Genomic DNA, 25,772 nt, shown 5'->3' on the forward strand with positions numbered 1-25,772 from the left:
CGCGGCGGTGCGGACCCGCGGCCGGGCGGGTCGCGGACGTCACCCTCACGGTGCCCGAGGCCCTGCTGAAGCGGACCGCGGCCGGGCGGGTCACAGGGTGCGGAGGGCGTCCGCGGGGGGTGTCCGCAGGGCGCGGCGGGTCGGGATCTCGGTGGTGAGGAAGGCCGTCGCGGTGACCAGGGCGGCGAGCGCGGGCAGCAGCCAGCCGGGGCCCGCGGGCCACGGGCGGCCCAGGAAGCTCTGGCCGAGCAGCGCGAGCGGCACCGCGGACAGCAGCAGCGCGGCGGCGAGCGCGGTCGCGGCGGTGACGGCCGCCTCGCGGCGCATCATCGCGCGGATCTGCCGCGGCGTGGTCCCGGCCAGGCGCAACGCGCCCATTTCCACCTGGCGTTGGGCGGTCGCGGCGACGAGTTTGTTGGCGATGGCGAGCAGCAGGTAGACCAGCAGCACCACGATCGTGACGAGGTTGATCCACACCTCGGGCGGCGCGTCCGCCAGCCCGCCGGCGTAGGGGCGCGTCGGCTCCAGCGTCAGGCCGGGGTGCGCGGCGACCAGCGCGGCGAGGCTCGCGGGCGCGGCGCCGACAGGGCTCGCACGCCCCGCCCTTGAGCTGTCGGTACGGATCAGGATGCTCTGGTCGAGTCCGTTCGTGGTGTGGCCGGCGGCCAGGTCGCGGGAGAGCGCGACGTCGCCGAACCCGAGCCCGCGGTTGTAGACGGCGACGACGCGCGCGGTCACCGGCGTGCCGTCGCCGAGGACCAGGTGGACGCTGCTGCCCAGGCCGGCTCCGCGGGTGCGGGCGGCGTCGCGGCTGACCGCGACGGTCGCGCCGGTGAGCCGGCTCAGGCTGCCCTCGCGCACGCCGAGGTCGAGCACGCCGGAGGCGTCGGGGGTGAGGACCATCGCCTGCGCGGCGTCGCTCTCGGTGTCGCCGAACACGCGGTACGACCACACCACCGTGGTCGTACCGACGGGGGCCGCGGCCCGTACGCCGGCCGCGGCGCGCACGGCGGCCAGCGTGCCGTCCGGCAGCCCGCCCAACTCCGGTGCGGTCAGGCGCTGCTGGGCGAGGGTGCCGGTCTTCGTGTCGCGCGCGGTCGCGGCCAGCACGGTGGTCTGGGTGAGGGTGTAGGTCAGCACGAACACGACGGCCATCGCGAGCGCGCTGACGGTCCCGGCGTTGCGCCGCGCGTACGCGCGGAGGTTGGCCGTCGCGAGCCAGGTCGGGGCGGAGGCGCCGGCACGGGTACGGGTGCGGCGCGCGGCGGCGTCGCCGATGCGCCGGACCAGCGCGGGGCCGGCCAGCGCGAGGCCGATCGCGCCGAGGATGCCGGCGATGGAGGTGGCGGTCGCGCCGATGACGGTACGGGAGAACAGCGGCAGCGCGGAGGTCGCGGTCGCGGCGACCACGAGCAGCAGGCCGGCCCGGTGCGGGTGCGCGACGGCGTGCGCGGCTCGCTGCGGGACTCGGCGACGGCCTCGGTGGCCGGCATCCGCGAGGTCCGCCAGGCCGCGGCGCGCGCGGCGACCTGCACCGCGAGGGCCATCAGCACGAGGGTCGCCAGAGCCGGCAACGGGCTGGTGGTCAGCGGCAGTTCGTGCGGGATGACGCCGCGGTCGACGAGGAGCCGGCGGAACCGGCCGGCGAGCAGGTAGCCCAGGGCCGCGCCCGGTGCGAACGCGACGGCCGCGACGACGGTGGACTGGGTCGCGGCCAGCCGCCGGATCTGCCGCGGCGTCGCGCCGACCGCCCGCATCAGCGCGAGGTCCCGCCGCTGCCCGGCCAGCGACACGGCGAGCGCGCCCGCGACGACGAAGCCGGTGATCAGCAGCACGACGCCGGCGAGCGATCCGGCCAGCAGCACGAGCAGCGACCGCGCCGCCCCGGCGCCGGGCGACGCCAGGTCCCCCCGCGCGGCCCCGCTCACGACGACCATCCCCCGTCCCCGTACGTCCGCGCGCGCCTCGGCCACGACGCGCTCCCGCGCTCCGGGAGCCACCCGCAGCCCGACGAGATCCACGACGCGCGTCGGCCGCGCCTGGGCGTCGGCGGGCGACGGGCTCGCCACGGCGGTTGCCGGTGCCGCCGAGGCCGCTCTCTGCGCAGAAGCCCGCTCTGGCCGCGCGGCGGCCGGGTCGGAGGTGGGGGCGGCGGTCCGCGGGGCCGATGGGGTGCGCGCTTCGGCGGCGAGGCGGGTGGCTGTGGGGTCGGTGAAGAAGAGGGCGGGGGTGGGGGTGTGGAGGACGGCGGTGACGCGGTAGGCGGCGGCGGGGCGGCCGGCGGCCAGGATGCGGGCGCGGTCGCCGACGTGGAGGTGGGCGGCGGTCGCGGTGGCGGCGTCGACGGCGACGTCGAGGGGGGCGGTGGGGGCGCGGCCCTCGATGCGCGGGGGCGCCGCTGCCAGCAGGCGGGTCGCGGACCAGCCGTGCCCGGTCTGCCGGGGATCGCCCGCCGGGACGGTGACGCGGCCGTGCGCGTCGAGGATCGCGGCCGGGAACGCGACGTCGCCGACCGCCGCGGTGACGCCGGGCAGCCGGCCGAGCGCGGCGACGAGGTCAGCGGGGACGCCGCGCCGCTCCGGCAGCGCGATCGGCAGGTCGCCCGCCGGGTGGAACTCCTGGTCCGCGGCGACCACGACGTCCGCCCCGGCCAGCCGCCCCGCCGGCAGGTGCGAGCGCAGCCCGGACTCGGCCAGCACCCCGGTGCCGGTGACCAGCGCGGCGCCGCCGAGCACCGCGCAGCCCAGCGCGGCCATCGCGCTGAGCCGGTGCCCGGCCATCTGCGCGGCGATCCGGAACACGGTTCACACACCTCCCAACGCGAGGAGCCTGCGCGCGAGTTCAGGCCCGGTCGGCGTGTCGACCGCGTCCACCACACGGCCGTCGGCCATCACCAGCGCCCGGTGCGCGCGGGCGGCGGCGGCCGGGTCGTGGGTGACCATCACCACGGTCTGCGCCAGGTCGTCGACCAGTTCGCGCAGCAGGCCCAACACCGCGTGGGCGCTGCGCAGATCCAGCGCACCGGTCGGCTCGTCGGCGAACACCACCGCGGGCCTGGCGGCCAACGCCCGTACGATCGCCGCTCGTTGCTGCTGGCCGCCGGACAGTTCCGCGGGCCGGTGGTCGAGCCGGTCGGCCAGCCCGACCCGCGCCACGAGCGCGCGCAGCCACTCCCGGTCCGGCGCGCGGCCGGCCAGCCGCAGCGGCAGCGTGATGTTGTCCTCGACGCTGAGCGAGGGGATCAGGTTGTACGCCTGGAACACGAACCCGACGCGCTCGCGCCGCAGTTCGGTGCGGCGCGCCTCGCTCAGGCCGCCGATCTCGCGGCCCTCGATCCGTACGCTGCCGGAGGTCGGCGCGTCCAGGCCCGCGGCGCAGTGCATCAGCGTGCTCTTGCCGGAGCCGGACGGGCCCATCACGGCGAGGAACGTGCCGCGTTCGACGGTCAGCGAGACGTCGTCCAGGGCGCGGACGCCCGGGCTGTACTCCTTGCTGACGTGGGTCAGGGCGATCGCGTCGGCGGGCGGGGGCGCGGTCGGGTACGGGTGCGGCGTCGCGTACGAGCGCGGGTGCGGCTTCACCGACGGGTCCGCTGGCTGGTCCACCGAAGGGCCCACTGACGGGTTCACCGACGGCCCCGCAGCTTCCGTACGACGAGCACGCCGCCACCGAGCGCGGTGACCGCGCCGCACACCAGGTGCACCCACGTGGCCGCGCCGGTGTAGGAGGCCGCGGTGTTCGCCACGGCGCTGAGCACGACGAGCACCCACAGCGCCGACCGCGCGACCTCCCCCCGGCCGGCCCCGCGGTCCGGCGCGGCGCCGGCGGTCCCGGACGAGGTCCCGGAGCCGGACCCGGACGCGGGTGCGGCGGGTCCGGACAGGCGGTACGGGTCGGCCGTATCCAAGTCGGTGGTGAGCCGCGGGTCGGTCACGCGGTAGGGGTCGGTCTTGGCCATGGCGTCCTCCGTCGTCGGGCCGCGGTGTCGTGGTCGACGCTAGGGACCGGCGCGGCGGCGGCCGATCCGGCAGACCGCCCGGTTCGCGGTACAGCAGGCTGTACCGTCCCCGCCCGCACGCCCGTGACCTGCGGTTTCTCCGGGCCGGCGAGAGGCTCGGCGGCGGGCGGGCGCGGCGCGGGGAGGACGGCGCGGCGCCCGCGTCGTAGGGTCGTCCGCACACGGTGACGGCGAGCGCGAAGGGAGGCCGTGGCCATGGCGAACGCCCACCGGCGTCCCTCCCCCGGACCGGACGCACCCGCGTCCCCCAGGGCGTCGTCGTCTCCCACGCCCACGCCCACGTCCACGTCCCCCACGCCCGCGTCCGCCACGCCCGCGTCCGCCACGCCCGCGTCTCCCGCCTCGGCGCGCACCGGTTCCACGCGCACCGGTTCCACGCACACCGGCTCCCCGCGCACCGGCTCCCCGCGCACCGGCGCGCCCGGTGGCGCTTCCCCCGGCGGGACGGGCGGGGAACCCGCGCCTCCCGGGTTCAAGGAGAGCGCCGGGCGGGCGGCGCGCGCGGCCGGGCGGGCGCTGCGGGAGCTGGCCTCCGGGGTCGGGGGCGGCCTGCTCGCGCTGCTGCTGGCCGTGTGGGCCGCGGTCACGGCCGTGACGAGCGTGGCGGGCGTCGGGCTGCTCATGGCGCCGGGCGTGGTGCGCGCGCTGCACGCGCTGGCCGCGCGGGAACGCCGACGGCTGGGCCGCTGGGGCCCCGAAGTCGTCGCGCCGGCGCCGCCGCCGACGCGGCTGCGGCCCGCCCTGGCCGACCCCGTCACGCGGCGCGAACTGCGCTGGCTGCTCCGGCACGCCACGCTCGGCCTGCTGCTCGGGCTGCTCGGGGTGCTGCTGCCGGTGCTGGCGGTGCGGGACACCGCGTTCCCGCTCTACTGGAAGCTCGCGCCCAAGGACGCGTCGGCGACGTCGATCGGCGTCGGCACCGCGCACACCTGGCCGGACGCGCTGGCCGCGTCGCTGCTGGGGATCGGCTGGATCGTCATCATCCTCGGCCTCACCCCCGGCATGGCGCGGCTCCAGGCCGAGCCGGGCCGGCGGCTGCTGGCGGCCGGGCCGGAGACCGATCTGTCGCTGCGCGTCGCGGAGTTGACCGCGACGCGGGCCGCCGCGCTGGACGCCCACGCGACGGAGTTGCGCCGCATCGAGCGGTCGCTGCACGACGGCGCGCAGAACCGGCTGGTCTCGGTGACCGTCCTGGTCGGCGCGGCCCGCCGGATGGTGGCCCGCGACCCGGACGGCGCGGGCGAACTCCTGGAACGCGCCCAGTCCGCGGCGGAGGAGGCGCTGGCCGAGCTGCGTACGGTCGCCCGCAGCATCCTGCCGCCGGTGCTGGCCGACCGCGGGCTGGCCGGCGCGCTGGCCGGCCTTGCCGCGCACTGCCCGGTGCCGTGCCGCCTCGACGTGGACGTGCCGGAACGCTGCGCGGCGTCCGTCGAGGCGACCGCGTACTTCGTCGTCGCCGAAGCGCTCACCAACGTCGCCGAGCACAGCGGCGCCACGCACGCGACGGTCACCGCCCGCAGCCGCGGCGGACGCCTCACCCTCCGCGTCGAGGACGACGGCCGCGGGGGCGCCGCCGCCGGGCTCGCACCCGGTCACGAGGACGCCGCGGCCGAGCCCGCACCCGGCGGCGTACCCGTCGGCGGCCCGAGCGGGCAGGGCGATTCGGACGGCCCGGGCGGCGGACCCCACCGCGGCCAGGGCGGCCCGGGCGCCCCGGACGATCCCCGCGACCGGGAGCGGCGCGGCGGGCGGCCGGGCGGCGGGACCGGGCTGGTGGGCATCCGGCGGCGGGTCGCCGCGCACGACGGTACGTTCCGGCTGGCCAGCCCCCGCGGCGGCCCGACAGTTCTTGAGGTGGACCTTCCATGCGGATCGTGATCGCCGAGGACGACCTGCTGCTGCGGGAGGGCCTCGCCCTGCTGCTGCGCGCGGAGTCCCTGGACGTGGTGGCCACCGCCGGCACCCCCGGCGAGGCGCTCGCGGCGATCGACGCGCACCGGCCCGACGTCGCGATCCTCGACGTGCGGATGCCGCCGACGCACACCGACGAGGGGATCGCCGCGGCGGTCGAGGCCCGGCGCAGGCAGCCCGACCTGCCGGTGCTCGTGCTCTCCGCCTACGTGGAGCAGACCTTCGCCACCGAACTGCTCAGCGGCGGCGCGCGCGGCCTCGGCTACCTGCTCAAGGAACGCGTCGGGCGGGTGGAGGAGTTCCTCGACGCGCTGCACCGGGTGGCCTCCGGCGGCACCGCCGTGGACCCGGAGGTGGTCGCCCAGCTCTTCGCCCAGTCCGGCCGGGACACCCGGCTCGACCGCCTCACACCGCGCGAGCGCGACGTGCTCGCGCTGATGGCCGAGGGGCTCGGCAACTCCGCGATCGCCGCGCGGCTCGTCGTCACCGACGGCGCGGTGCACAAGCACATCCGCAGCATCTTCGCCAAGCTCGACCTGTCGCCGGCCGACCAGGTCGACCGCCGCGTCGCCGCGGTGCTGCACTACCTGCAGAACGCCCGCGGCCTCGCCTGACACCCTCGCCCCACGCCCCACGCCCCTCGCCCCGCGCTGCCTCGCCCGACGTTCCCGACGGGTCCCGACGGGTCCCGACGGGTCCCGGCGGGCCGATCGCGGTGGCCCCGCGCGTACCGGAGCCGGACAAGATCCGCGAACGGTCACAGCCGGACCACAGGCGGCCACCGGCGAAACCGGCTCCGGCCGCCCGCGCGTGACCGCTTCCGTAGGCGAACGGACCACACGGAATCTCACGGCAGCGGGCCGTGAACGGGACGACCACAGGGGACCTGATGCAGCTCATCCGGACGGCAGCCGCGGCGACGACCCTCCTCGCGGGCGCGCTCGCGCTCACCGCGTGCGGCAACGACGCGACGGCCTCGCACGCGGGTCCGCCCGCCGACCCGGCCGCGGTCACCGCGGCCGCCACGACCGCGCCGGGCGACGCGCCGTCCGCCCCGGACGCCGGGCCCGACACCTCCGGCACGGGTACGGACGCCTCCGGGACGAGCGCGAACGCCTCGGCCCCGGGCGCGAACACCGCCGGCGGCGACACCTCCCGCGCCAACGCGCCCCGCCCCGCCGCCGGTCAGGGCGCGAAGCCCGCCGCGGCGAGCGGCCGGTGCCACACCGGCGACCTCGCGTTCTCGTGGGGCTCGCCCTCCCCGGACGGCGACGCGAGCCGGCAGCAGCAGGCGTACGTCGTGCTGCGCAACACCTCGGGCCACACCTGCACGATGCGCGGCTTCCCCGGCGTCGACCTGGTGAACAGCGGCACGCAGTGGTCCCTCCGGCGCACCTCGCAGTCCCCGGCGACGGTCACGCTGCGGTCGGGCGCGACCACCCGCTTCACCGTGACGTTCCTGCCGTGGAGCGCCGACGGCAACTCCGCGTCCAACGACTTCGCGCCCACCGCCCTCGTCATCACCCCGCCCGACGAGACCTCCTCCTACGACCTGCCCTGGCGCTGGGGCCACGTCCTGCTCCAGGACGCCGCCACCCACCCGGGCACCTACACCGGCCCGGTCGGCGGCTGAGCCCGCCCGGCGAGGAGGGCGCGCAGCGGCGCGGTGTCCGGTGCGTCGGCGAGCGCCGCGTCGATCGCCGCGTCCATCCCGGCCTCCCACTCCTCGGGCAGCGCGAAGCCCGGTACGCCTTCCCAGGCGATGTCGGGGCGGGCCAGGCCCTGCTCCAGCAGCCGGAGTTGGACCAGGCCCGCGACGCCGTTCCAGATGTCGCCCCGGATGAAGTTCCGAGCCGAGGCGCCGGTCAGCCGGGCCGCCTTGTCCGGCTTGGGCATCCGGTCGGCGATCGCCATCCACAGCAGACCGCGGTCGATGGCGTCCAACACGCCGTCGAGGTCCGGCAGTTCGGCTGCGGCGGCGGAGGCGGCGGAGGCGGCGGAGGCGGCGGAGTCCGGGGCCGGCGTGGCTGCCGCGGGCGCGGCCGGAGCGGTCGCCCGCACCGCGCGCTGGACCGCCTTGCGCAGCGGCTCCGCGTAGCCGTGGAAGTCCGACACCGTGCGCAGGACGACGAGCTGGTCCCACTCGACGTGCGGCAGCCCGGACGCCTGCGCGGTCAGGGTGGCGCTCTCCACCGCGGCGAGCACGGTGTCGGCGTCCCGCAACAGCGACAGCGCGAGCGGCGCCGACGGGTCGTCGGGCCGGCCGTCGTCGGGCAACTCGGCGACGCGTGCGACGCGTTCGGGCATCGGCGGGTGCGAGTCGTAGGGCGTGGCACGCGGCGCGCGGCGGTCCGCGGCCAGCCGCCGCAGCGCCTCGGGCAACCTGGCGGCGAGCAACCGGCGGAAGCCGCCGTGCAGTTCGCCGCTGGGCGGCAGCGCGCCGACCGGGACGCCCATGAACGCGTACGTCGTCAGGTAGTGGTCGTGCGCCGCCTTGAGCACCGGGACGCGGCGCAGGGCGGCCACGGTGGTGTCCCGGCCGGCGAGCCGGGCCGCGACGCGATCGGCGGCGATCCTGGCGACGGGCCACCGATTGGGAGACGCGCAGGTAGAACCGCGCGTAGCCGACGTAGAGGCGGGCCACGAGCAGCGGCGCCCAGCGGAACATCGGCTGGGCCAGGGCGCCGCTGCCGGCGAAGGCGTCGACGGTCTGCACGACGGCGGCGCGGCTGCGCATGGTGATGTGGGCCAGCCGGGTGTCCTGGTGGGTGTAGTGCCCGAACTCGTGGGCCAGCACGGACCGCAGCCCCGGCACCGTGAGCCCGGCGAGCAGCGGCACGCCGAGGTGCAGGGTGCGCCGGCCGGGCCGCAGGCCGAGGAGGCGGGCGCGTTCGGAGACGCCCGCGTTGACCTCGCCGTTCAGCACGAGCTCGGCCGGGGCGGCGGTGCCGGCCGCGTCCGCCGCGGCGCGTACCTCGGCCCACAGTTCGGGCTGGTCCCGCGCGGTGACCGGGTGGCCGTTCGGGCGCCCGCCACGTCGCCCGGCGGTGAGGAACGCGACCATGCCGCAGACGATCGGCACCGCCACCACGACCGAGGTGATCAGCAGGCCGGCCACGAGGTAGGCCGTGGCCGCGACGAACAGCTTGGTGAGCAGCAGCCAGTCGAACGCGCCGAGCGCGGCGAGGAGCACGACGCCCATCAGGTAGAAGCCGGTCACCAGGACGAGCGCGCGGGCAGCGCGCAGCGACGCCGTCATCGAAGGGTCCCCCCAAAGGACGGGCAGGGCCGGGCGGCCGTGCCGGGCCCGCATCCTACGAGGCCGGGACCGCCGCGGGCCACGCAGTCGCCGGGCGGAGACCGGGGGCGGACGGAGGCCGGGCGGGGGCGGGGGGCCGGGGTGGCCGGCCCTCGGCGGGGGTCAGGTCAGGCCGTGGCTCTGGGCGTAGCGGGTGGCGGCGGCGCGGTCGCGGGAGGCGGTCTTGGCGAAGATCCGGTTGATGTGGGTCTTCACGGTGTTGTGGCTGAGGTAGAGCTGCGCGGCGATCTCGGCGTTGTTCAGGCCCCGCGCGATCAGGGCGAGGATCTCGGCCTCGCGGCGGGTCAGCCCGTCGGGCAGCGCGGCGCGCGCGGCGCCTGCCGTACGGTCGGCGGGCGCGCCGTCCGGGTCCGCGGGCGGCGGGGGCGCGGGGTCCGCGGGCGGTACGTGGGCCGCCGCCAGGAGCGTGGCCTGCACGGAGGGGTGCAGGACGGTCAGTCCGGCCACGGCGCTGTGCAGCGTACGGGCGATGTGCGCGCGGTCCGCGTCCTTGGTGAGGAAGCTGCGCGCGCCGGCCCGCAGCGTGTCGACCACGGAACGGTCGTCCGCGTACGTGGTGAGCACGACCACGGCGACCTCCGGGTGCTCGGCGGTCAGCCGCCGCGTCGCCTCGGTGCCGTCCATCACCGGCATGTGCAGGTCCAGCAGGATCGCGTCCGGGCGCAGCGCGGCGACCTGCTCCAGCGCCTGCCGGCCGTCCGCCGCGGTGCCGACGACCTCGACGTCCGGCAGCAGGTCGAGCATGATCGCGAGCCCTTCGCGGACGCTGGCCTGATCGTCGGCGACGACAAGGCGCAGGGGAGCGCCGGGGGCGCCGGGGGCGCCGGATGCACCCGGGATGCCGGGGGTGCTCGGGGTGCCGGGGGTGCCCGGAGCGGCGGGGGTGCCCGGAGCGCCAGGTGCTCCGGAGGCGCCCGGAGCGCCGGGGGTGCTCGGAGCGCCAGAGGTGCCCAAGCCGGCGGAAGCACCCGGGTTGCCCGGGGTGCCGGGCGCACCCGGGGCGCCCGCAGTGCTCCAGCGGCCGGAAGCACTCGGAGGACCGGACGTGTCCGGGGTGTCGGGGGTGCCGGCGTCGCCCGTGGTGCCTGCGTCACCCGTGCCCGCGTTCGCGCCCGCGCCCGCGCCGTGCGTGGCGCTCACCGGGTGCTCCGCCCGGTCCGCCCGGTTCCGGCGTTGAGCGCGTCGGACGCGTCGGCCCCGTCGGGTACGCCGAATGCCTCGAACGCCTCGGGTGCGCGCGGGACGCGGGCGGTGACGGCCCAGACGGCATCGGCGCTCCCGGGGGTCCGGACCGCCCCGGCGGTGCTCGCCCCCGAGGCGGCGTCGTCCGCGCCGGACGCGTCGGAAACGCCGGACACGCCGGACGCGGCGGCGTCCGCGTCCGTGCCCGCGGCCACGCGGCCCGCGGTGAGCGTGCCGCCCAGCAGCAGCAGGCGTTCGCGCATCCCCGTCAGGCCGTAGCCGCCGTCGACCGTGGACATCGCGGGCGCGGCCGGCGTACGGCCGCCGGGAGCACCGCCGGGACCGGCGCCGCCGCCGGGGCCGGGGGCCGGAGCCGCGGGCGCGTCCAGCGGGTTGACGACGGTCATGGCCACATCCTCCCGCCCGTAGGCGAGGGCGACGGAGACGGGGCGGCCGGGTGCGTGCTTGGCGGCGTTGACCAGGGACTCCTGGGCGGTGCGCAGCAAGGCCAGCGTCTGGTCGGGCGGCAGCGGCCCGGGCTCGCCGGTCACGTGCACGGTGACCTGCGTGCCGTGCCGCTCCTCGTGCGCCGCCGCCATCGCGGTCAGCTCCTCGCCGAGCGAGCGGCGGTCGCTGCGCAGCGCGTGCACCGCGCGCCGGGTCTCGTTCAGGCCGTCGGAGGCCATCCGCTGGGCGGTGGCGAGCACGGCGTCGACCCGCGCGACGTCCACCGCCGGGCGGGCCAGCGCCGCCGTGCCCGCCTCCAGCAGCGCCCGCGCCGCCTGGATCTGGATGCCCAGCGCGCCCAGCGAGTGCGCGAGCACATCGTGGATCTCGCGGGCCAGCCGGGCCCGTTCGTCGAGGACCGCGCCGCGGTGCCGCTCGGCGCGCAGCTGCTCGGTCCGGGCCAGCAAGGCCGCGCTCTGCTCGGCCCGCACCCGGTACGCGCGGCGGTTGAACCCGATCAGCAGGCCGACCGCAAGCCCGCCGACCACGCCGAGCGTGCGCTCGACCGCCGCGTCCACGACCACCGCGCCGCCGGCCGCGGCCGCGACGCCCGCGCCGAACACCGCCCAGCCCGAGCTGATCCGCACCTCGGTGCCGGCCTCGACCACGGCCATGACGGCGAGCGCGATCATCGCGCCGCCGTCCCCCACCGGCGCGAGGGCGGCGCTCAGCACGGTGGTCAGCGCGAGCACGCCGGTCAGCAGCGGACCGGCGGGCGCGCCGGTGACGACGCGGCGGCGGTCGGTCACCGCCCACACCGCGAACAGCACGCCGCACGCGGCGTACACGCCGAGCGTCACCGGGCGTGCCACCGGGCCGAGCGACGCGGTGACGAGGACGTCGACCCCGACCACCGCGTAGACGATGGCCCTGATCAGCCACGACACCGTACGGAGCACGGCCTCACGATAGCCCCGGCCGCGGGGCCGCTCGAAGGCCCGGGACCACCCGCCCGGCCGCGTCCTCCCGAGGCGCCCGCCCGCTCCGGCCGCTCCGGCCGCTCCGCCCGCGCCGGCCACTCCGGCTGCTCCGGGCCGCCCCGACGCTCCCGGGCGCCGCGCTGCCGCCCCCGGCCCCGGCCCCGCCGGAGAGCCGGACCGCGGCTCGGTCACCGGAGGAAGCCGCCGCGCCGGCCGCGGCCCGCCCGGCGTTCCCGCACGCCGTACGGCAGCCGCGCGCCGGACCCCGCACCGAACCCCGCACCCAACCCCACACCGAACCCCGTACCGGCGCGGGCGTCGGACCCGGTGTGGAACCCCGTGCCCGGCCCGGTGCCGAACCGGTCGCCGGCGCCGCCCAGGCGGTCCAGCGCGAAGACCGAGCCGTCCGGCTCGGGCGCGAACGCGATGCCCGCCACGTACGCCCGGCGGGCGATGACCGCGGCCTGGCCGAGCCGGTTGAGGCCGAGCATGAGGATGATCGGCGCCGAGGACGCGGCGACGTGCGCGCCGCAGGCGTGGGCGAGCGCGGTGGTCAGCAGCCGCGAGGCGATCAGCGCGGCCCACAGCCACAGACCGCGCGGCGGCAGCTGCCCCCACAGCCTGCCGTCGCGTTCGCTCAGCCGCAGGACCGCGCCCTGGGCCAGGCCGATCGCCACCGCGACGGCGCCGCCGGCGGCCAGCAGCACCACGTCGGCCGCGCCGACCGCGTGCCCGTGGCCGTGCAGCCGGCTCGCGCCGACGACGGCGAGCACCGCGGGCAGCACCACCACGCGCTTGCCGCGCAGCGGCTCGCCGATCAGCTGGCGGCCGATGACGTAGACCGCCACGGCGACGACGACCAGGACGTCGATCACGGCACTCCTCCTTCGAGCGTCGGTCCGCCGCGCTCGTCGCCCGGCTCCGACGACGCTAGGCAGGCGGCGCGGCGCGGACGTCACACCACGGGGTGAGGCCGGGGGTGACGCGCGGGGTGAGGCCCGGCGCGGCAGGGGTGAGCGCGGCGGCCGGGGCGGCGCGCCGGATCACCCCGGAACTGGACCCGCGCTCCGATCCGCCCGGCGGCGCGCGCGGCGAGTGTGGAGACCGTCGGCGCGACACCGCCCGGCGGCCCGCACCCCTGCCGCATCCCGCAAGGAGTCCCTGATGGCCTCGGAACTGACCCAGGCGATGATCGTCAACGGCGCCGTCCTGGTCGCCGTGCTGGAGAGCGACCTCGGCCCGCACCGCAGGATCGGCAGACTGCGCGTCCTGCGGCCGCCGCTCGCCGCCTGCGTGATCGTCCCGCTGTTCGTGGCGCGCCCGGCCACCCACGGCACCGGCCTGCTGCTCGAAGTCCTCGCCGCCGCGCTGGGGTTCCTCGGCGGGCTGGCGGCGCTCGCTCTGATGGACGTCTACCGCAGCCCCAGGACCGGCGGCGCGGTCAGCCGCAGCGGCTGGCCGTACGCGCTGCTGTGGGTCGTGGTGGTCGGGGCGCGCACGGCGTTCTCGTACGGCTCGGCGCACTGGTTCCCGGCGCAGCTCGCGTCCTGGTGCGGTCGGCACGACGTGTCCGCGGCGGCGATCACCGACGGGCTGATCCTGATGGCGGTGGCCATGCTGCTGACCCGCACGGTCGGTTTGGCGCACCGCGCCGCCAAGCTCCCGCCGGCCGCGCGCCCGGTGCCGCTGTCCGCCTGAACCTCGTGAACCGCCTGGCCCGCCGCAGCCCCGCGCGGGGAAAGCCTTACCGCCCCGGGGGATGCCGTACGCGACCCCGTATCGCCCCGACACCACCCCCAACGCCCCTTTCCACCACTAAAGTCGCCGCACCCGTGGATTTGCGGGCGGCGGCACGCGCGGTAAGGGGGGCGGCGGCATGACCGCAGGGGAGACGGCGGTGCGGCTCGTGCTCGACACCGGGGACGGTGACGAGGAGCGGGCCGAGGAGGAGATCCGCTATCTGCTCGCCGAGGTCGAGGAGTTGGGCGTGGAGCGGGTCGAGCGGGCGGCGCTCGGGCACGCGCCGGCCGGGGCCCGCGCGGACGCGGCGTTCGAACTCGGCGCTCTGGTCGTCGCGTTGGGCGGCAGCGGCGCGCTGCTGCCGGCGCTGGTCGGGCTCGCCCGCGACTGGATCGCCCGCAGGCGCTCGGGCACGATCCGGATCACGATCGGCGACGACACGCTCGAACTCACCGCGACCACCGACGCGATGGGCCGCCGGGCGCTGGAGGAGTTCCTGCGCCTGGCACGACCCTGCCCTCCCTGCCCTCGAAGCCGACCCCTCGTCCGACGCCGACGCCGGCACCGGCACACACACCGGCACCGGTGCCGGCACCGCGCCCGACCCCCGCTAGGCCATGCCGAGCCGCGCACTGATCATCGCCAACAGCCGTTACGAGGACGGCCACTTCGCGGAACTCCCCGGCGCCACCGCCGACGCCGCCGCCCTCGCGGAGGTGCTCGGCGACCCCGCCATCGGCGGCTTCGCCGTCGAGTCCCTGGTCGACGCCCGGCAGCGCGACGCGATGCGCGCGATGGAGGCGTTCTTCACCCGCGCGGGCCGCGACGACCTGCTGCTCCTGCACCTGTCGCTGCACGGCTGGAAGGACCTGCGCGGCCGGCTGTACTTCGTGATGAGCGACACCGAGCGGGACCTGCCCGGCGCGACCGCGATCCCGGCCGACCGGGTCAGCGACTGGATGGAGCAGAGCAGGTCCCGGCGCATCGTCGTGATGCTCGACTGCTGCTACAGCGGGGCGTTCGCGATGAACGCGGTACGGCGCGCCGCCGGTCCGCCCGCCGTGGACGTGGCCGAGCCGTTCGCGGGCAACGGCCGCGTGGTGCTCACCGCGTCGACCGCGCTGCAGTACGCCTACGAGGGCCGGCCGGACGGAGCGCAGGGCGGGCGCGAGGACGGACCGCAGGGCGACCCCGGGCAACCCGGACAACCCGGACAGCCGCGGCAGGACGTCCGCTTCAGCCGGCAGCCCGCACAGCCGTCGGTCTTCACCGCGGCGGTGGTGCGCGGGCTCAAGGACGGCTCGGCGGACCTGGACGGCGACGGGCTGGTCTCCGTCGAGGAGTTGTACGCCTACGTGCACGAGCAGGTGCGGCAGTCGATCGCCGGGCAGACCCCGACGCTCAGCGTGGACAACGCGCAGGGCGTCATCCACCTGGCCCGCAGCCCGCGCCACGACGACGTCGACCGGCTCACCGAGATGCGCGCGGCGGTGCTCGACCGGCAGGCGTGGAAGCGGATCGGCGCGCTGCACCTGGTGGAGGGCCTGCTCGGCAGCGTGCGCGAGCCGACCCGGGACGCGGCACGCGCCGCGCTGCTCGGCCTGATCGCCGACGCGGACCTCGAAGTGGCCGCGCGCGCCCGGCAGTTGTGGCACAAGCGGGGCCTCGGCGAGATCCCGCGGGTCGGCCCGCCGCGCCCGCAGGGACGCCCCGGCCGACCCGGGCAGCCGGAGCAGGCGGGACAACCGGGACAGGCGGGACAACCGGGACAGGCGGCCGGGGAGGCCACGGCCGCCACCCCCGGCGCCCTCGTCGGCATCGACTTCGGCACCACGAACTCCTCGATCGGCCTGTTCGAGGGCGACGACGTCCGGCTGGTCCCCAACGCCGAGGGCTCGCTCACCACCCCGAGCATGGTCGCGATCACCGCCGGCGGCGAGATCCTGGTGGGCGCGGCGGCCAAGCGGCAGGCGGTCACCAACGCGGCGTACACCGTCCGCGCGGCCAAGCTGCGGCTCGGCACCGGCTGGAGCATCACGCGCGGCGGCGTCACGCTGACCGCGGAGGACGTCGCGGCCCACATCCTGGCCCGGCTGCGCGCGGACGCGGAGGCGTACTGGGGCGGGCCGCTGCGCGGCGCGGTGCTCACCGTCCCGGCGACCTTCGGCCACGCCCAGCGCGACGCGCTCGCCCGCGCCGGCCGGAAGGCCGGGCTCGTGGTGCACCGGATGATCAACGAGCCGACGGCGGCGGCCCTCACCTACGGCCTGGCCGGCACCGAGTCCGACGCGCTGGTCTTCGACCTGGGCGGCGGCACCCTCGACGTGTCGCTGATCGAGGTCTCCGACGGGGTGGTGGACGTCAAGGCCGGCGCGGGCGACGAGCACCTGGGCGGCGGCGACTGGGACGCGCGGCTGGTCCGGCACCTGGCCGACCGGGTGCGGGAGCGGTACGGCGTCGACGTGACCGGTGACGCGCAGGCGATGCAGCGGCTCCAGGAGGCGGCCGAGGACGCGAAGATCGAGCTGTCGGCGGCGACCTCGGCGACCGTCTCGCTGCCCTTCCTCGCCACCGCGCACGGCACGCCCGTGCACCTCCAGGAGACGGTGACCCGCGCGGAGTTCGAGGCGATGACGCGCGACCTGCTGGAGCGCTGCCGGCGGCCGGTGGAGCAGGCGCTGCGGGACGCCGGGATCGGCCTGGCCGACCTCGACCGGGTGATCCTGACCGGCGGCGCGACCCGGATGCCCGCGATCGACGCGCTGATGCGGCGGCTGACCGGCGGGAAGGCGCCGTACCGCGGCCTGATCCCGGAGGGCATCGTCACCGGCGCGGCCCTCCAGGCGGGCGTGCTCACCGGCAGCGTGAAGGACGCGCTGCTGCTCGACGTGACGCCGATGACGCTCGGCATCGCGCTGCAGGACGGCTGGGCCATGGCGCTGATCGAGCGCAACACCACCATCCCGACGCTGCGGACCGAGTTCCTAGCCACCAGCGCCGCGAGCCCGCGCGCCATGACCCTGCGTCTGGTGGAGGGCAGTGAGGAGACGGCGGACGCCAACCGCACCCTGGCGGTCCTGGAGCTGCCGGACCTGCGCCGCGCCGGACCGGGCATGCCCAGTGTCGTCGTCGGCCTCGACATCGACGCCAACGGCATCGTGCACCTGGTGGCCAGGGAGCGGTCGGGCCGCGCACGGTCGGCGAAGGCCCTGCGGGAGGAGGAGCGGGCGTTCCGCGACGCGGTGCGCGGCGGCTCGGAGTCCGCGCTCGACGAGATCACGGACGCGATGTACGCCGGCCGCCAGTGGAGCGTCACGGTCGACGCCGCGGCGCGCGAGCAGGCGGCGGCGCTGATGCGCTCCGAGCGCTGGGCGGCGCTGCGGGCGTCCGCGCCGGTCCACTGGACGCCGCCGCCGGAGCCCGAGGGGTCCTAGCCCGCGGGACCGGCGGGCGGGGCCTGGGCGCGCTGCCTGCGCGGGACGCGCCGGGACGCACCCGGACGTGCGGGGACGTGCCGGGACGCGCGGGGACGCGTCCACAACAGGCGGAATCCGGGACATGCGCGACGATGGGGACATGGACACCACCCTGCGACTGGCCCAGCGGCCCGAGGCCGACGACCTGCTCGGCCGCAGCCCGCTCGCCCTGCTCGTCGGCATGCTGCTGGACCAGCAGGTGCCGATGGAGTGGGCGTTCGCCGGCCCGTACACGATCGCCCGGCGGCTCGGCGCGGACGACCTCGACGCGCGCACCGTCGCCGCGCAGGACCCGGAGGCGTTCGCCGCGCTGCTGGCCGAGAAGCCGGCGGTGCACCGCTACCCGGGCGCGATGGCCGGGCGGGTGCAGCAGCTGTGCCGCTATCTGGTCGACACCTACGACGGCGACGCCGCGGCGGTGTGGACCGGCGTCGGCGACGGCCGCGAGCTGCTCGCGCGGCTCACGGCGCTGCCCGGCTTCGGCGACCAGAAGGCCCGCATCTTCCTGGCGCTGCTCGGCAAGCAGCTCGGCGTCCGTCCGGCGGGCTGGCGCGAGGCCGCGGGGCCGTACGGCGAGGAGGGCTGCCACCGCTCGGTCGCCGACATCACCGGGCCCGACTCCCTGGCCCGGGTCCGCGCCCACAAGCAGGAGGCGAAGGCCGCGGCGAAGGCGGCGAAGGCCGCGAAGCAGGCGCGGGCGGCGAAGGCGGCCGAGGCCGCCCCGAAGAAGCGCTGATCCCGGGCGCCGCCCCCCCGCCAGGTCCCCGGGCCCGGCGCCCGCGCTCGGCCGCGGGTCGCCGGCCCAGGCCGCCGGCCCAAGCGGCTGGCCCAGGTCGCGGGCCCGGGTCAGCTCTGCCTCCCGCGCCTCACGACGTGAGGTAGCACGCCTTGACCACCCCCGGCAGCGGGTCGCCGCCCAACGCGTCGTTGCCGCACGCCACGCTGCCGGTCACCGTGCGGTAGGCGAAGACGCCGTCCGCGCCGTAGGCGACCGTGCGGGTGCCGGAGATCGCGCAGGTGGCGTTCTCCGCCGCGCAGGTCACCGGGTAGCCCTGCGGCGGCCCGGTGCGGGTGTAGCAGTCCTTGCCGACCAGGTAGATCGGGTCGACGCCCAGCGTGCCGGTCTCGCACGTGGTGCTGCCGTGGGAACTGCCGTACCAGTACGAGCCGTTCGCGCCGAACGCGAGGGGCTGCCCGCCGGTGGCCGCGCACGTGCCGTGCTCGCTCGCGCACGCCGTCCAGCCGCCGCCGGCCGGCGGTCCGTCCGGCGCGGTGTAGCAGCCCTTGGCGGTGTCGGGGAGCGGGTCGCCGCCGAACGCGTCGTTGGCGCAGGCGACATGGCCGCTGACGACGGTCTGGAAGCGGAAGGCGCCGTTCGCGCCGTAGGCGACCTCGCGGGTGCCGCCGACCGCGCACGAGCCCTTCTCGTCGGCGCACCGCGTCCAGCCGGCCGGGCCGCCGGCGGGCGCGAGGTAGCAGGACTTCAGCACCCCGAACGCCGGGTCCGCGCCGCCGAAACCGGCCGCGCCGCACGCGGTCGTGCCGCTCGCCGCCGTGAAGGCGTACGCGCCGGCGCCGTAGGCCATCACCTGTGTGCCGGACGGGGTGCAGCTGCCGCCCTCGACCGCGCACAGGGTGTAGCCGGGCGGCAACGGGTCGCCCGCCGCGGCGGAGTTCACCGCGGGCGTGAACGGCGCCGGCGCGCCGACGCCGGTGGCGGTGACGGTGTGGCTGCCCGCGGCGAGGCCGGTCAGGTGGACGTAACTCCCGTCGCTGGAACCGCCGGTGACGGTGCCCGGCGCGGCGTGGAAGGCGCCGCCGCTCCACACGGTGTGGCCGTCGACGGCGACGGTCAGCGCCGCCGAGCCGTAGGCCGGGACGCCGAGCGTGCCGGTGCTGCCGGCCGGCGCGGTGAGGGTCTCGGCGAGCGTGCCGGCGCTCCGGTCGTAGTCCCAGGAGCCGGTCACCGTGCCCTGCGGCAGGGTGAGGGAGCCCTCGGTGTGCGCGAGGTCGCCGGGGTGCGGCGCGAAGGTGTAGCCGCCGGAGCCGGTCGGGCTCAGGCCCAGCACGAAGAAGGTCAGCGCCGAGGTCGGGCCGGTGCCCCAGCCGTGCGCCAGGCTCATGTAGGTGCCGCCGTAGTCGAAGGAGCCGTCGTGGCGCAGGCCCTCCCAGAAGGTGCTGCCGGTGCCGGCCGGGTCGGCGAGCATGCCGCCCCACTCGCGGCGGATCAGCGTGAGACCCCCGAGGTCGTCGCCCGCGGCGAAGTGCGCCTGGACCTCCATGGAGCCGGGGAAGGTGCCGATCGCGCCGTCCTTCTCCGGGGTGTCGGCGCCGTGGTCGTCCCAACGGGCGCTCAGGGCGCGGGCGATGGCGGTGTCCTTGGCCGGGCTGTCGGTCAACCCGTACCAGACGGCCAGGGAGTTGCCGTCCTGCGGGTACAGGCCGCTGTCCGGGTTGTCGCGGTACATCCCCACCGCGGGGTTCCACAGCCGCTGGTTGGCCGCGGCCTTCAGCGTCGCGGCGCGCTGCTGCCAGGAGGAGGCGTCGGCGCTGTCGCCCTCGGCGGCGGCCAGTGCGACGCCGCCCAGCAGCGCCTTGTACAGCAGCGCGTTGGCCTCGATGTTCTCCCCGCCCTGGCCGCCGCGCGCCCAGTCGCTGGTGCCGGTGACGTCGAGCAGCCCGGTGCCGTCGATCTTCGCGGTGACGAAGTCCATGGCGCGCCGGTACTGGCTCCAGACGGAGTCCAGCCAGGACCTGTCCGCGGAGTAGGTGTAGTAGGCGGACGTCCCGACGAGCGCCCAGGTGTGGTACGTGTCCGAGCCGTAGAAGTTGAACTCCGGTCCGCCGTATTCCAGTTCACCCGACGACGCCTGGTGCTGGTAGAGCGTGGTGAGCGAGTTGCGGGTGGAGACGAGGTCGCCGGTGGACACGTACGCGGTGGGCAGCGAGACGCCCATGTCGCCCGACCACACCGAGCGGTCGCGCTTGGCGCCGTCGACCAGCACGCCGGCGCCGACGCCGACCAGGCCGTCGTTCTCCCAGCCCGAGGGGGGCGGCGGCCACACCCTGCCCTGGGTCGGGGCGATGGTGTCCATCTGCACGGTGTACGCGCCCGCGTACCAGATCCGGTTCAGCTGCGGGTCGCTGGAGTAGAAGTAGCCGGCGTACGCGCGCATGTCGCTCATCCCGGCGGCGGCGGTGAAGGCGAGCGAGACGCCGTCGACGTCGACCCAGCCGGAGGAGTCCAGGAACAGCGTCAGGTAGCGGAAGCCGCCGCGGAGCTTGTCCGCGGGCATGGTGTACGAGCCGGCGCCGCCGACCGTCGTGTACAGCGCGCCGTCGGTGCCGGTGCCCGAGAACGCGGCGCCGCTGCTCAGATCGCTGACCGGCCCGACGTACCGCGAGGACTCGGTGAACGCCAGGCCGAGCCGCTGCCCGGCGTCGCTCGCGCCGGCGAAGCGCAGCGTGACCAGGCCGCCGACCTCCTTGCCGAAGTCCAGCACGAGGAAGGAGCCCGCGCCGGAGATGCGGGCCGAGCCGCCGGACAGCACGTTCGCCGCGCCGCTCACCGTGCCCGAGGTGCTCTGCACCGCGACGGGGGCGACCGTGCGGCTGCTCGGCGCGAGGATGTACGCGTCGCCCGCGGCCCGCCCGACCGGCGCGCCCGCGGCCGCCGGGGACGGCCGGGAGGCCGGCGCGGCCGACGACGCCGACGACGCCGGCGCCGCAAGGCAGAAGACCGCGGTCACCGCGGCGGCCACCGAAACGATCCAGGCCGGGCGGACCCTTCGTGGGCCACGCCGTGGTACGGACGAGCGGGAAACGTTCACAGCGCCACACTCCTTGGGGGCGGAGGGCACAGATGGGGGGATGAAACGATTCACTCGGACGGTTCGAGGCGACGGTAGGAGAGCGCGAACACCGCGTCAAGGGTCCCGGCGGCCCCCGCGGGCGAGCCGCCGACGGGCCCAGCGGCCGGGCATGCCCAGCAGTCCGGGCCCACCACGGCCTGCCGCGGCCCCACGACGGCCCACGACGGCCTTCCGCGGCCCCGAGCCGGCCCGGCGGCCTTCGGCGGCCCCGAGCCTGCCTACGCGGGCCCCGGCGGCGGCCCCGCGCGGGCCTCAGCGGCCCCGCAGGCTGGAGCCGCGGACCACCAGCTCGGGCTGGAGCACGGTCTGCCGGTGCTGGTGCGCCGCGCCCTCGCCGACCGTCTCCTCCATCAGCATCTCCGCGGCCAGCCGGCCCATCGCCACGGCCGGCTGCCGCACCGAGGTGAGCGGCACGGCCGCCGCCGCCGCGAACTCGATGTCGTCGTAGCCGACGATCGCCATCTCGTCCGGCACGCTGATCCGCGCGGCGAACATCGACTGCAGCACGCCCAGCGCGAGCAGGTCGTTGGCGCAGAACACCGCGGTCGGCCGGTGGCCGAGGCCGAGCAGCCGGGAGCCCGCGTCGCGGCCGGCCGCCACGTCCAGGCGCTCGGCGGAGACCTCCACCAGCGCCTCCGGCGGCAGCCCCGCCTCGGCGAGCGCGGCCAGCGCCCCCGCCTTGCGGTCGCGGACCTGCGGCAGGTCCGGCGGGCCGCCGACGAAGACGATCGCGCGGTGCCCGGCCTGGACCAGGTGCTGCGCGGCCAGCCGTCCGCCCGCCACGTCGTCCACCGACACCGAGCACACGCCCTCGTCCGCCGACACCCGGTCGACCAGCACGAACGGGATGCCCTGGGCGCGCAGCACGTCCAGGCTGCGCCCGGAGGCGTCGGCGGGGGTGACCAGCACGCCGCGCACCCGCTGCTCGGCGAAGAGGGACAGGTACTCGCGCTCCTCGCTGACGCTCTGCGCGCTGTTGCAGACCATCACCCCGAGCCCGGCGGCGCGCGCGGTGCGCTCGGCGCCGCTGGCCACCGCGACGAAGAACGGGTTGCCCATGTCCAGCACCAGCAGCGACATGATGCGGCTGGCACCGGCCCGCAGCTGGCGGGCCGACTCGCTGCGCACGTAGCCGAGCCGCGCGATCACCGACTGGACCCGGGTCCTGGTCTCCTCGGCGACCAGGTCGGGGCGGTTGATCACGTTGGACACCGTCCCGACCGAGACGCCGGCCTGCCGTGCCACGTCCTTGATCCCCACCATGGGTCCCACGCTCCGTCCCGCCACCACAGTGCGAACCTGTCGCGATTTCTGCCTGAGCCAACTCAATCACACGGAATGAATCGCTTCATCCGCTGTTGCCTGCCCGCCGGGGCCGGCCGCCCCACGGCGCCGGCCCCGTACGCCTGCTCAGACCCCGCTCAGGACTTGCTCAGAACCTGCTCAGAACCTGCTCAGAAGTGGTACTGGCCGATGTTCGCCTTGTCGAAGACGGTCGGCTTGCCGAGCACCACGACGCTGTCCTGGCCGATGGTGAACGATCCCATGTCGCCGGCCGTGTACGTCTGCCCCGGCGCGCCGCTGATCTGGCCGGAGGCGAGCGCGATCGCGGTGTAGCCGGCGAGCGCGCCGAGCTTGGCCGGGTCCCACAGCTCGAAGGACCGCACGGTGCCGTTCTGCACGTAGGCGCGCATGTCGTTGGGCGTGCCGAGGCCGGTGAGCTGCACCTTGCCCTTGTACTTGGAGCCGCTGAGGTACTGCGCGGCGGCCTTGATGCCCACCGTGGTCGGGGAGATGATCCCCTTCAGGTCCGGGTACTGCTGCAACAGGCCCTGCGTCTGCTGGAAGGACGCCTGCGCGTCGTCGTTGCCGTAGGCGACCTTGACCAGCTGGACGTCCTTGTACTCCGGCTTCTTCAACTCGTCCTTCATGAAGCCGATCCAGGTGTTCTGGTTGGTCGCGGTCTGCGCGGCCGACAGGATCGCGATCTTGCCCTTGTAGCCGATCTGCCGGGCCATCAGCTGGACCTCGGTGCGGCCGAGGTCCTCGGAGCTGGCCTGGGAGACGAACACGTCGCGGCAGGTGGTGTTGGTGTCGGAGTCGTAGGTGACGACCTTGACGCCGTTCTTGCGGGCCTGGTTGAGGGCCGTGCACAGCGCGCCCGGGTCCTGCGCGGACACCGCTATGGCGTCGACCTGCTGCTGGGTGAGGGTGTTGACGTAGGAGACCTGGCCCGCGGTGTCGGTGCCGCTGCTGGTGCCGACCTCCTTGTACGTCGAGCCGGCCGCCTCGACGGCCTGCTTGCCGCCGTTGTCGGAGATGGTGAAGTAGGGGTTGTTGACCTGCTTGGGCAGGTACGCGATCGTCAGGCCCTTCTTCAGCGGCGCGTTGGGGTCCGCGGAGGCCTTGGAGGCGGCCGGGGCACTGGAGTTGGCGGCGTCGGAGGACTTCTTGGTGGTACCGCCGCAGGCGGTGGCGGCCAGGGCGACGACGCCGACGGCGGCGACGGCCGCCGCGGCGCGGCGGGCGGGGGCGCTTCTGAGGGACATGGCGGAGTTCCTTTGCGATCGTGAGGCCGTCTGGCGGCAGTCGGGAGGCAGTCGGAAGGCGGGGGGCGCGGCCGGGGGGCGGGGGGATGCGGGGGATGCGTAGGCTCAAGAGGGGCTGGCGGCAAGGGACTTGGGCGGCGCGGGCGGGGCCGGCGGCGGCGCGGACGCGGCGGCCCTGCGCCGGGCCCTGGCCTGGCCGAGCCGGCGGCCGATCCGCGGCGCGAGCACCGAGACCACCAGCAGCACGCCGGTGATCAGCGTCTGCGACTGGGCCGAGACGTTCACCAGGCTCATCACGTTCTGCAGCGAGCCGAGCAGGAACACCCCGGCGATCGCGCCGCCGAGCGTGCCGCGCCCGCCGTCGAAGTCGATGCCGCCGAGCAGCACCGCGGCGATGACGGACAGTTCGAGGCCGGTGGCGTTGTCGTAGCGGGCGCTGGCGTAGTGCAGCGCCCAGAAGACGCCGGTCAGCGCGGAGATCGTGCCGGTGGCGACGAACATGGACAGCTTGACCCGCTTGACCCGCACCCCGGCGAAGCGCGCGGCCTCCTCCGAGGCGCCGACGGCGAACAGCGAGCGGCCCAGCGGCGTGGCGTGCAGCGCGACCACCGCGACGAGCAGCAGCACCAGCCACGGCACCGCGGCCTGCGGCACGAAGCTGCCGCCGATCCGGTCGGTGGCGAAGGTGAGGTACTGCTGCGGGAAGTCGGTGACCGAGTTCGAGCCGAGCACGATCTGCGCGATGCCGCGGTAGGCGGCCATCGTGCCGATGGTCACCGCGAGCGAGGGCAGCCCGAGCCTGGTCACCAGCAGGCCGTTGACCAGGCCGCAGACCACGCCCAGCAGGACGCAGACCGGGATGATGGTCTCGATCGCCATTCCGCCGTTCCACAGCCTGCCCATCACCGCGCCGGACAGGCCCACCGTCGAGCCGACCGACAGGTCGATCTCGCCGGAGACCACCAGCATCGTCATGGGCAGCGCGATCAGCGCGATCGGCAGGGTGTTGCCGATCAGGAACGACAGGTTGAGCGCATTGCCGAAGTTGTCGACGAACGCGAACGAGCAGAGCAGCAGCACGACCAGCAGGGCGCCGACCGCGGTGTCCCAGCGCAGCGCGTCCCTGGTCCAGGAGAAGCCGGAGCGGGCCGCGCGGGCCGGCTGCCGGGCCCCGGCGGGCGGGGCGGCCTTGGTGTCAGCCATGGTGGGCACTCCTTGTCAGTGCGGCCCGCTTGCGGAGCATCGCCGCGACCCGCAGCGCGACCAGCCGGTCCACCGCGATCGCGAGCAGCAGCAGGACGCCGTCGATGGCCTGGACCCAGACCGAGCTGACGCCGATCGAGGGCAGCACGCTGTTGATGGAGGTCAGCAGGAGGGCGCCGAGCGCGGCGCCGTAGAGGCTGCCGGAGCCGCCGGTGAAGGCGACGCCGCCGACCACGACCGCGCTGACCACGGTCAGTTCGTAGCCGTTGCCGGTGCCCGAGTCGACGTTGCCGAAGCGGGCCAGGTACAGCGCGCCGGCCAGTCCGGCGAGCGCGCCGCACACCACGTAGGCGGCCATGATCCGCCGGCGCACCGGCACACCGGCCAGCCGGGCTGCCTCCGGGCTGGAGCCGAGCGCGTACAGGTCCCGGCCGCTGCGGTAGCTTCGCAGGTAGTAGGCGGCGACCACGAGCACCGCGGCGGTCAGCAGCGCCAGGTACGGCACCGCGCCGAGCCCGTTGTGGCCGAAGCCGACGAAGCCGGAGGGCAGGTCGGCCGCGGTGATCTGGCGGGAGCCGAACCAGATCGAGTCCAGGCCGCGGATGATGTAGAGGGTGCCCAGCGTCACGACCAGCGCGGGCACCTGGCCCAGGCTCACCAGCAGGCCGTTGACGACGCCGAAGCCCGCGCCGAGCGCGACCGCGATGAGCACCGCGAGCAGCGGGTTGCCGCCGCTCCGGAGGAACTCGCCGGCCGCGAAGGCGGTGATGCCCAGCGTGGAGCCGACCGACAGGTCGACGTTGCGGGTGATCACCACCATCGCCTGGCCGGAGGCGACGAGGACGAGGATGGTGGCGTTCAGCAGCAGGTCCTTGACGCCCTGCTCGGACAGGAACGCGCTGTTGTCGAGCTGGGTCGCCAGCAGCATCAGCACCAGGACGGCGGCGATGGCCAGTTCGCGGACCTTCAGCACCCGGTCCAGCACTCCGGCCGAGGGGGCGGCGGCCGGTGCGCCGTCCCGGCCGGCCGGGGCGGGCCCGGCCGGGCCCGCGGCCTTGGTGGCGTCGGTGTTCAT

General features: G+C 76.3%; 18 protein-coding genes and 2 pseudogenes. 6 read left to right on the forward strand and 14 right to left on the reverse strand.

What is annotated here, in order from left to right:
• Window positions 1–90: 90 nt before the first annotated feature.
• The 3 genes and pseudogenes from VSR01_RS18460 to VSR01_RS18470 all read right to left on the reverse strand — a co-directional run bounded on the left by VSR01_RS18460 (window position 91) and on the right by VSR01_RS18470 (window position 3,958).
• Window positions 91–2,801, reverse strand: a pseudogene (locus VSR01_RS18460) (FtsX-like permease family protein).
• Window positions 2,802–2,804: 3 nt separating this feature from the next.
• Window positions 2,805–3,581: an ABC transporter ATP-binding protein gene (locus tag VSR01_RS18465; protein ID WP_442785683.1), complete on the reverse strand. Its 777-nt coding sequence runs from the start codon at window positions 3,579–3,581 to the stop codon at window positions 2,805–2,807.
• Window positions 3,582–3,625: 44 nt separating this feature from the next.
• On the reverse strand, window positions 3,626–3,958 hold the full coding sequence (locus tag VSR01_RS18470; RefSeq protein ID WP_326450310.1) for a hypothetical protein: 333 nt from the start codon (window positions 3,956–3,958) through the stop codon (window positions 3,626–3,628).
• Between the two features lie 576 nt (window positions 3,959–4,534).
• On the opposite strand from VSR01_RS18470, the gene VSR01_RS18475 reads away from it, so the two are divergent.
• The 3 genes from VSR01_RS18475 (at window position 4,535) to VSR01_RS18485 (ending at window position 7,562) form a co-directional block, all read left to right on the forward strand.
• A complete protein-coding gene (locus VSR01_RS18475; RefSeq protein WP_326453706.1) occupies window positions 4,535–5,896 on the forward strand; it encodes a sensor histidine kinase in 1,362 nt (453 codons plus the stop codon).
• Window positions 5,884–6,543: a response regulator transcription factor gene (locus tag VSR01_RS18480; RefSeq protein WP_326450311.1), complete on the forward strand. Its 660-nt coding sequence runs from the start codon at window positions 5,884–5,886 to the stop codon at window positions 6,541–6,543. Before VSR01_RS18475 ends, VSR01_RS18480 begins: the two co-directional genes overlap by 13 nt.
• A 275-nt stretch (window positions 6,544–6,818) precedes the next feature.
• On the forward strand, window positions 6,819–7,562 hold the full coding sequence (locus VSR01_RS18485; RefSeq protein WP_326450312.1) for a DUF4232 domain-containing protein: 744 nt from the start codon (window positions 6,819–6,821) through the stop codon (window positions 7,560–7,562).
• Here VSR01_RS18485 and VSR01_RS18490 read toward each other — a convergent pair.
• The 5 genes and pseudogenes from VSR01_RS18490 to VSR01_RS18505 all read right to left on the reverse strand — a co-directional run bounded on the left by VSR01_RS18490 (window position 7,538) and on the right by VSR01_RS18505 (window position 12,732).
• A complete protein-coding gene (locus VSR01_RS18490; RefSeq protein WP_326450313.1) occupies window positions 7,538–8,455 on the reverse strand; it encodes a hypothetical protein in 918 nt (305 codons plus the stop codon). The genes VSR01_RS18485 and VSR01_RS18490 overlap by 25 nt on opposite strands.
• A 172-nt stretch (window positions 8,456–8,627) precedes the next feature.
• Window positions 8,628–9,242, reverse strand: a pseudogene (locus VSR01_RS37825) (M48 family metallopeptidase); the annotation flags it as partial.
• Between the two features lie 108 nt (window positions 9,243–9,350).
• A complete protein-coding gene (locus VSR01_RS18495) occupies window positions 9,351–10,388 on the reverse strand; it encodes a response regulator (RefSeq protein ID WP_326450314.1) in 1,038 nt (345 codons plus the stop codon).
• Entirely contained in the window at window positions 10,385–11,836 is a 1,452-nt protein-coding gene (locus VSR01_RS18500; protein ID WP_326450315.1) for a sensor histidine kinase, read from the reverse strand. The genes VSR01_RS18495 and VSR01_RS18500 overlap by 4 nt, the downstream gene beginning before the upstream one ends.
• A 209-nt stretch (window positions 11,837–12,045) precedes the next feature.
• Window positions 12,046–12,732 carry a hypothetical protein gene (locus VSR01_RS18505; protein WP_326450316.1) on the reverse strand — a complete coding sequence of 229 codons (687 nt, stop codon included), beginning with the start codon at window positions 12,730–12,732 and terminating at the stop codon, window positions 12,046–12,048.
• Window positions 12,733–13,021: 289 nt separating this feature from the next.
• Between VSR01_RS18505 and VSR01_RS18510 the strand changes: the two genes are divergently transcribed.
• Window positions 13,022–13,555, forward strand: coding sequence for a hypothetical protein (locus VSR01_RS18510; RefSeq protein WP_326450317.1), 534 nt, complete (start codon window positions 13,022–13,024; stop codon window positions 13,553–13,555).
• A 258-nt stretch (window positions 13,556–13,813) separates the two neighbouring features.
• Here the strand turns inward: VSR01_RS18510 and VSR01_RS18515 are convergent, their stop codons facing one another.
• Window positions 13,814–14,050: a hypothetical protein gene (locus tag VSR01_RS18515; protein WP_326450318.1), complete on the reverse strand. Its 237-nt coding sequence runs from the start codon at window positions 14,048–14,050 to the stop codon at window positions 13,814–13,816.
• Window positions 14,051–14,214: 164 nt separating this feature from the next.
• On the opposite strand from VSR01_RS18515, the gene VSR01_RS18520 reads away from it, so the two are divergent.
• Window positions 14,215–17,031, forward strand: coding sequence for an Hsp70 family protein (locus tag VSR01_RS18520; RefSeq protein ID WP_326450319.1), 2,817 nt, complete (start codon window positions 14,215–14,217; stop codon window positions 17,029–17,031).
• A gap of 142 nt (window positions 17,032–17,173) precedes the next feature.
• Entirely contained in the window at window positions 17,174–17,809 is a 636-nt protein-coding gene (locus VSR01_RS18525; RefSeq protein WP_326450320.1) for an HhH-GPD-type base excision DNA repair protein, read from the forward strand.
• A gap of 130 nt (window positions 17,810–17,939) precedes the next feature.
• Here the strand turns inward: VSR01_RS18525 and VSR01_RS18530 are convergent, their stop codons facing one another.
• From VSR01_RS18530 to VSR01_RS18550, 5 genes are all read right to left on the reverse strand, one after another.
• Entirely contained in the window at window positions 17,940–20,834 is a 2,895-nt protein-coding gene (locus VSR01_RS18530) for an alpha-L-rhamnosidase-related protein (protein WP_326450321.1), read from the reverse strand.
• Between the two features lie 363 nt (window positions 20,835–21,197).
• Window positions 21,198–22,217, reverse strand: a complete 1,020-nt coding sequence (locus VSR01_RS18535) for a LacI family DNA-binding transcriptional regulator (RefSeq protein WP_326450322.1) — start codon at window positions 22,215–22,217, stop codon at window positions 21,198–21,200.
• A 182-nt stretch (window positions 22,218–22,399) separates the two neighbouring features.
• Entirely contained in the window at window positions 22,400–23,494 is a 1,095-nt protein-coding gene (rhaS, locus tag VSR01_RS18540; protein ID WP_326450323.1) for a rhamnose ABC transporter substrate-binding protein, read from the reverse strand.
• Between the two features lie 105 nt (window positions 23,495–23,599).
• Window positions 23,600–24,697 carry an ABC transporter permease gene (locus VSR01_RS18545; RefSeq protein WP_326450324.1) on the reverse strand — a complete coding sequence of 366 codons (1,098 nt, stop codon included), beginning with the start codon at window positions 24,695–24,697 and terminating at the stop codon, window positions 23,600–23,602.
• Entirely contained in the window at window positions 24,690–25,772 is a 1,083-nt protein-coding gene (locus VSR01_RS18550; RefSeq protein ID WP_442785684.1) for an ABC transporter permease, read from the reverse strand. The genes VSR01_RS18545 and VSR01_RS18550 overlap by 8 nt, the downstream gene beginning before the upstream one ends.

The sequence above is a fragment of the Actinacidiphila sp. DG2A-62 genome (assembly GCF_035825295.1).
Taxonomy (GTDB): Bacteria; Actinomycetota; Actinomycetes; order Streptomycetales; family Streptomycetaceae; genus Actinacidiphila.

Excerpts from the sequence above, each read along its gene's own strand:
- VSR01_RS18550 (WP_442785684.1), bottom strand. The coding sequence starts at position 25,772 with ATGAACACCGACGCCACCAAGGCCGCGGGCCCGGCCGGGCCCGCCCCG.
- VSR01_RS18485 (WP_326450312.1), top strand. The coding sequence starts at position 6,819 with ATGCAGCTCATCCGGACGGCAGCCGCGGCGACGACCCTCCTCGCGGGC.
- VSR01_RS18520 (WP_326450319.1), top strand. The coding sequence starts at position 14,215 with ATGCCGAGCCGCGCACTGATCATCGCCAACAGCCGTTACGAGGACGGC.
- VSR01_RS18510 (WP_326450317.1), top strand. The coding sequence starts at position 13,022 with ATGGCCTCGGAACTGACCCAGGCGATGATCGTCAACGGCGCCGTCCTG.
- VSR01_RS18470 (WP_326450310.1), bottom strand. The coding sequence starts at position 3,958 with ATGGCCAAGACCGACCCCTACCGCGTGACCGACCCGCGGCTCACCACC.
- VSR01_RS18480 (WP_326450311.1), top strand. The coding sequence starts at position 5,884 with ATGCGGATCGTGATCGCCGAGGACGACCTGCTGCTGCGGGAGGGCCTC.
- rhaS (WP_326450323.1), bottom strand. The coding sequence starts at position 23,494 with ATGTCCCTCAGAAGCGCCCCCGCCCGCCGCGCCGCGGCGGCCGTCGCC.
- VSR01_RS18525 (WP_326450320.1), top strand. The coding sequence starts at position 17,174 with ATGGACACCACCCTGCGACTGGCCCAGCGGCCCGAGGCCGACGACCTG.
- VSR01_RS18545 (WP_326450324.1), bottom strand. The coding sequence starts at position 24,697 with ATGGCTGACACCAAGGCCGCCCCGCCCGCCGGGGCCCGGCAGCCGGCC.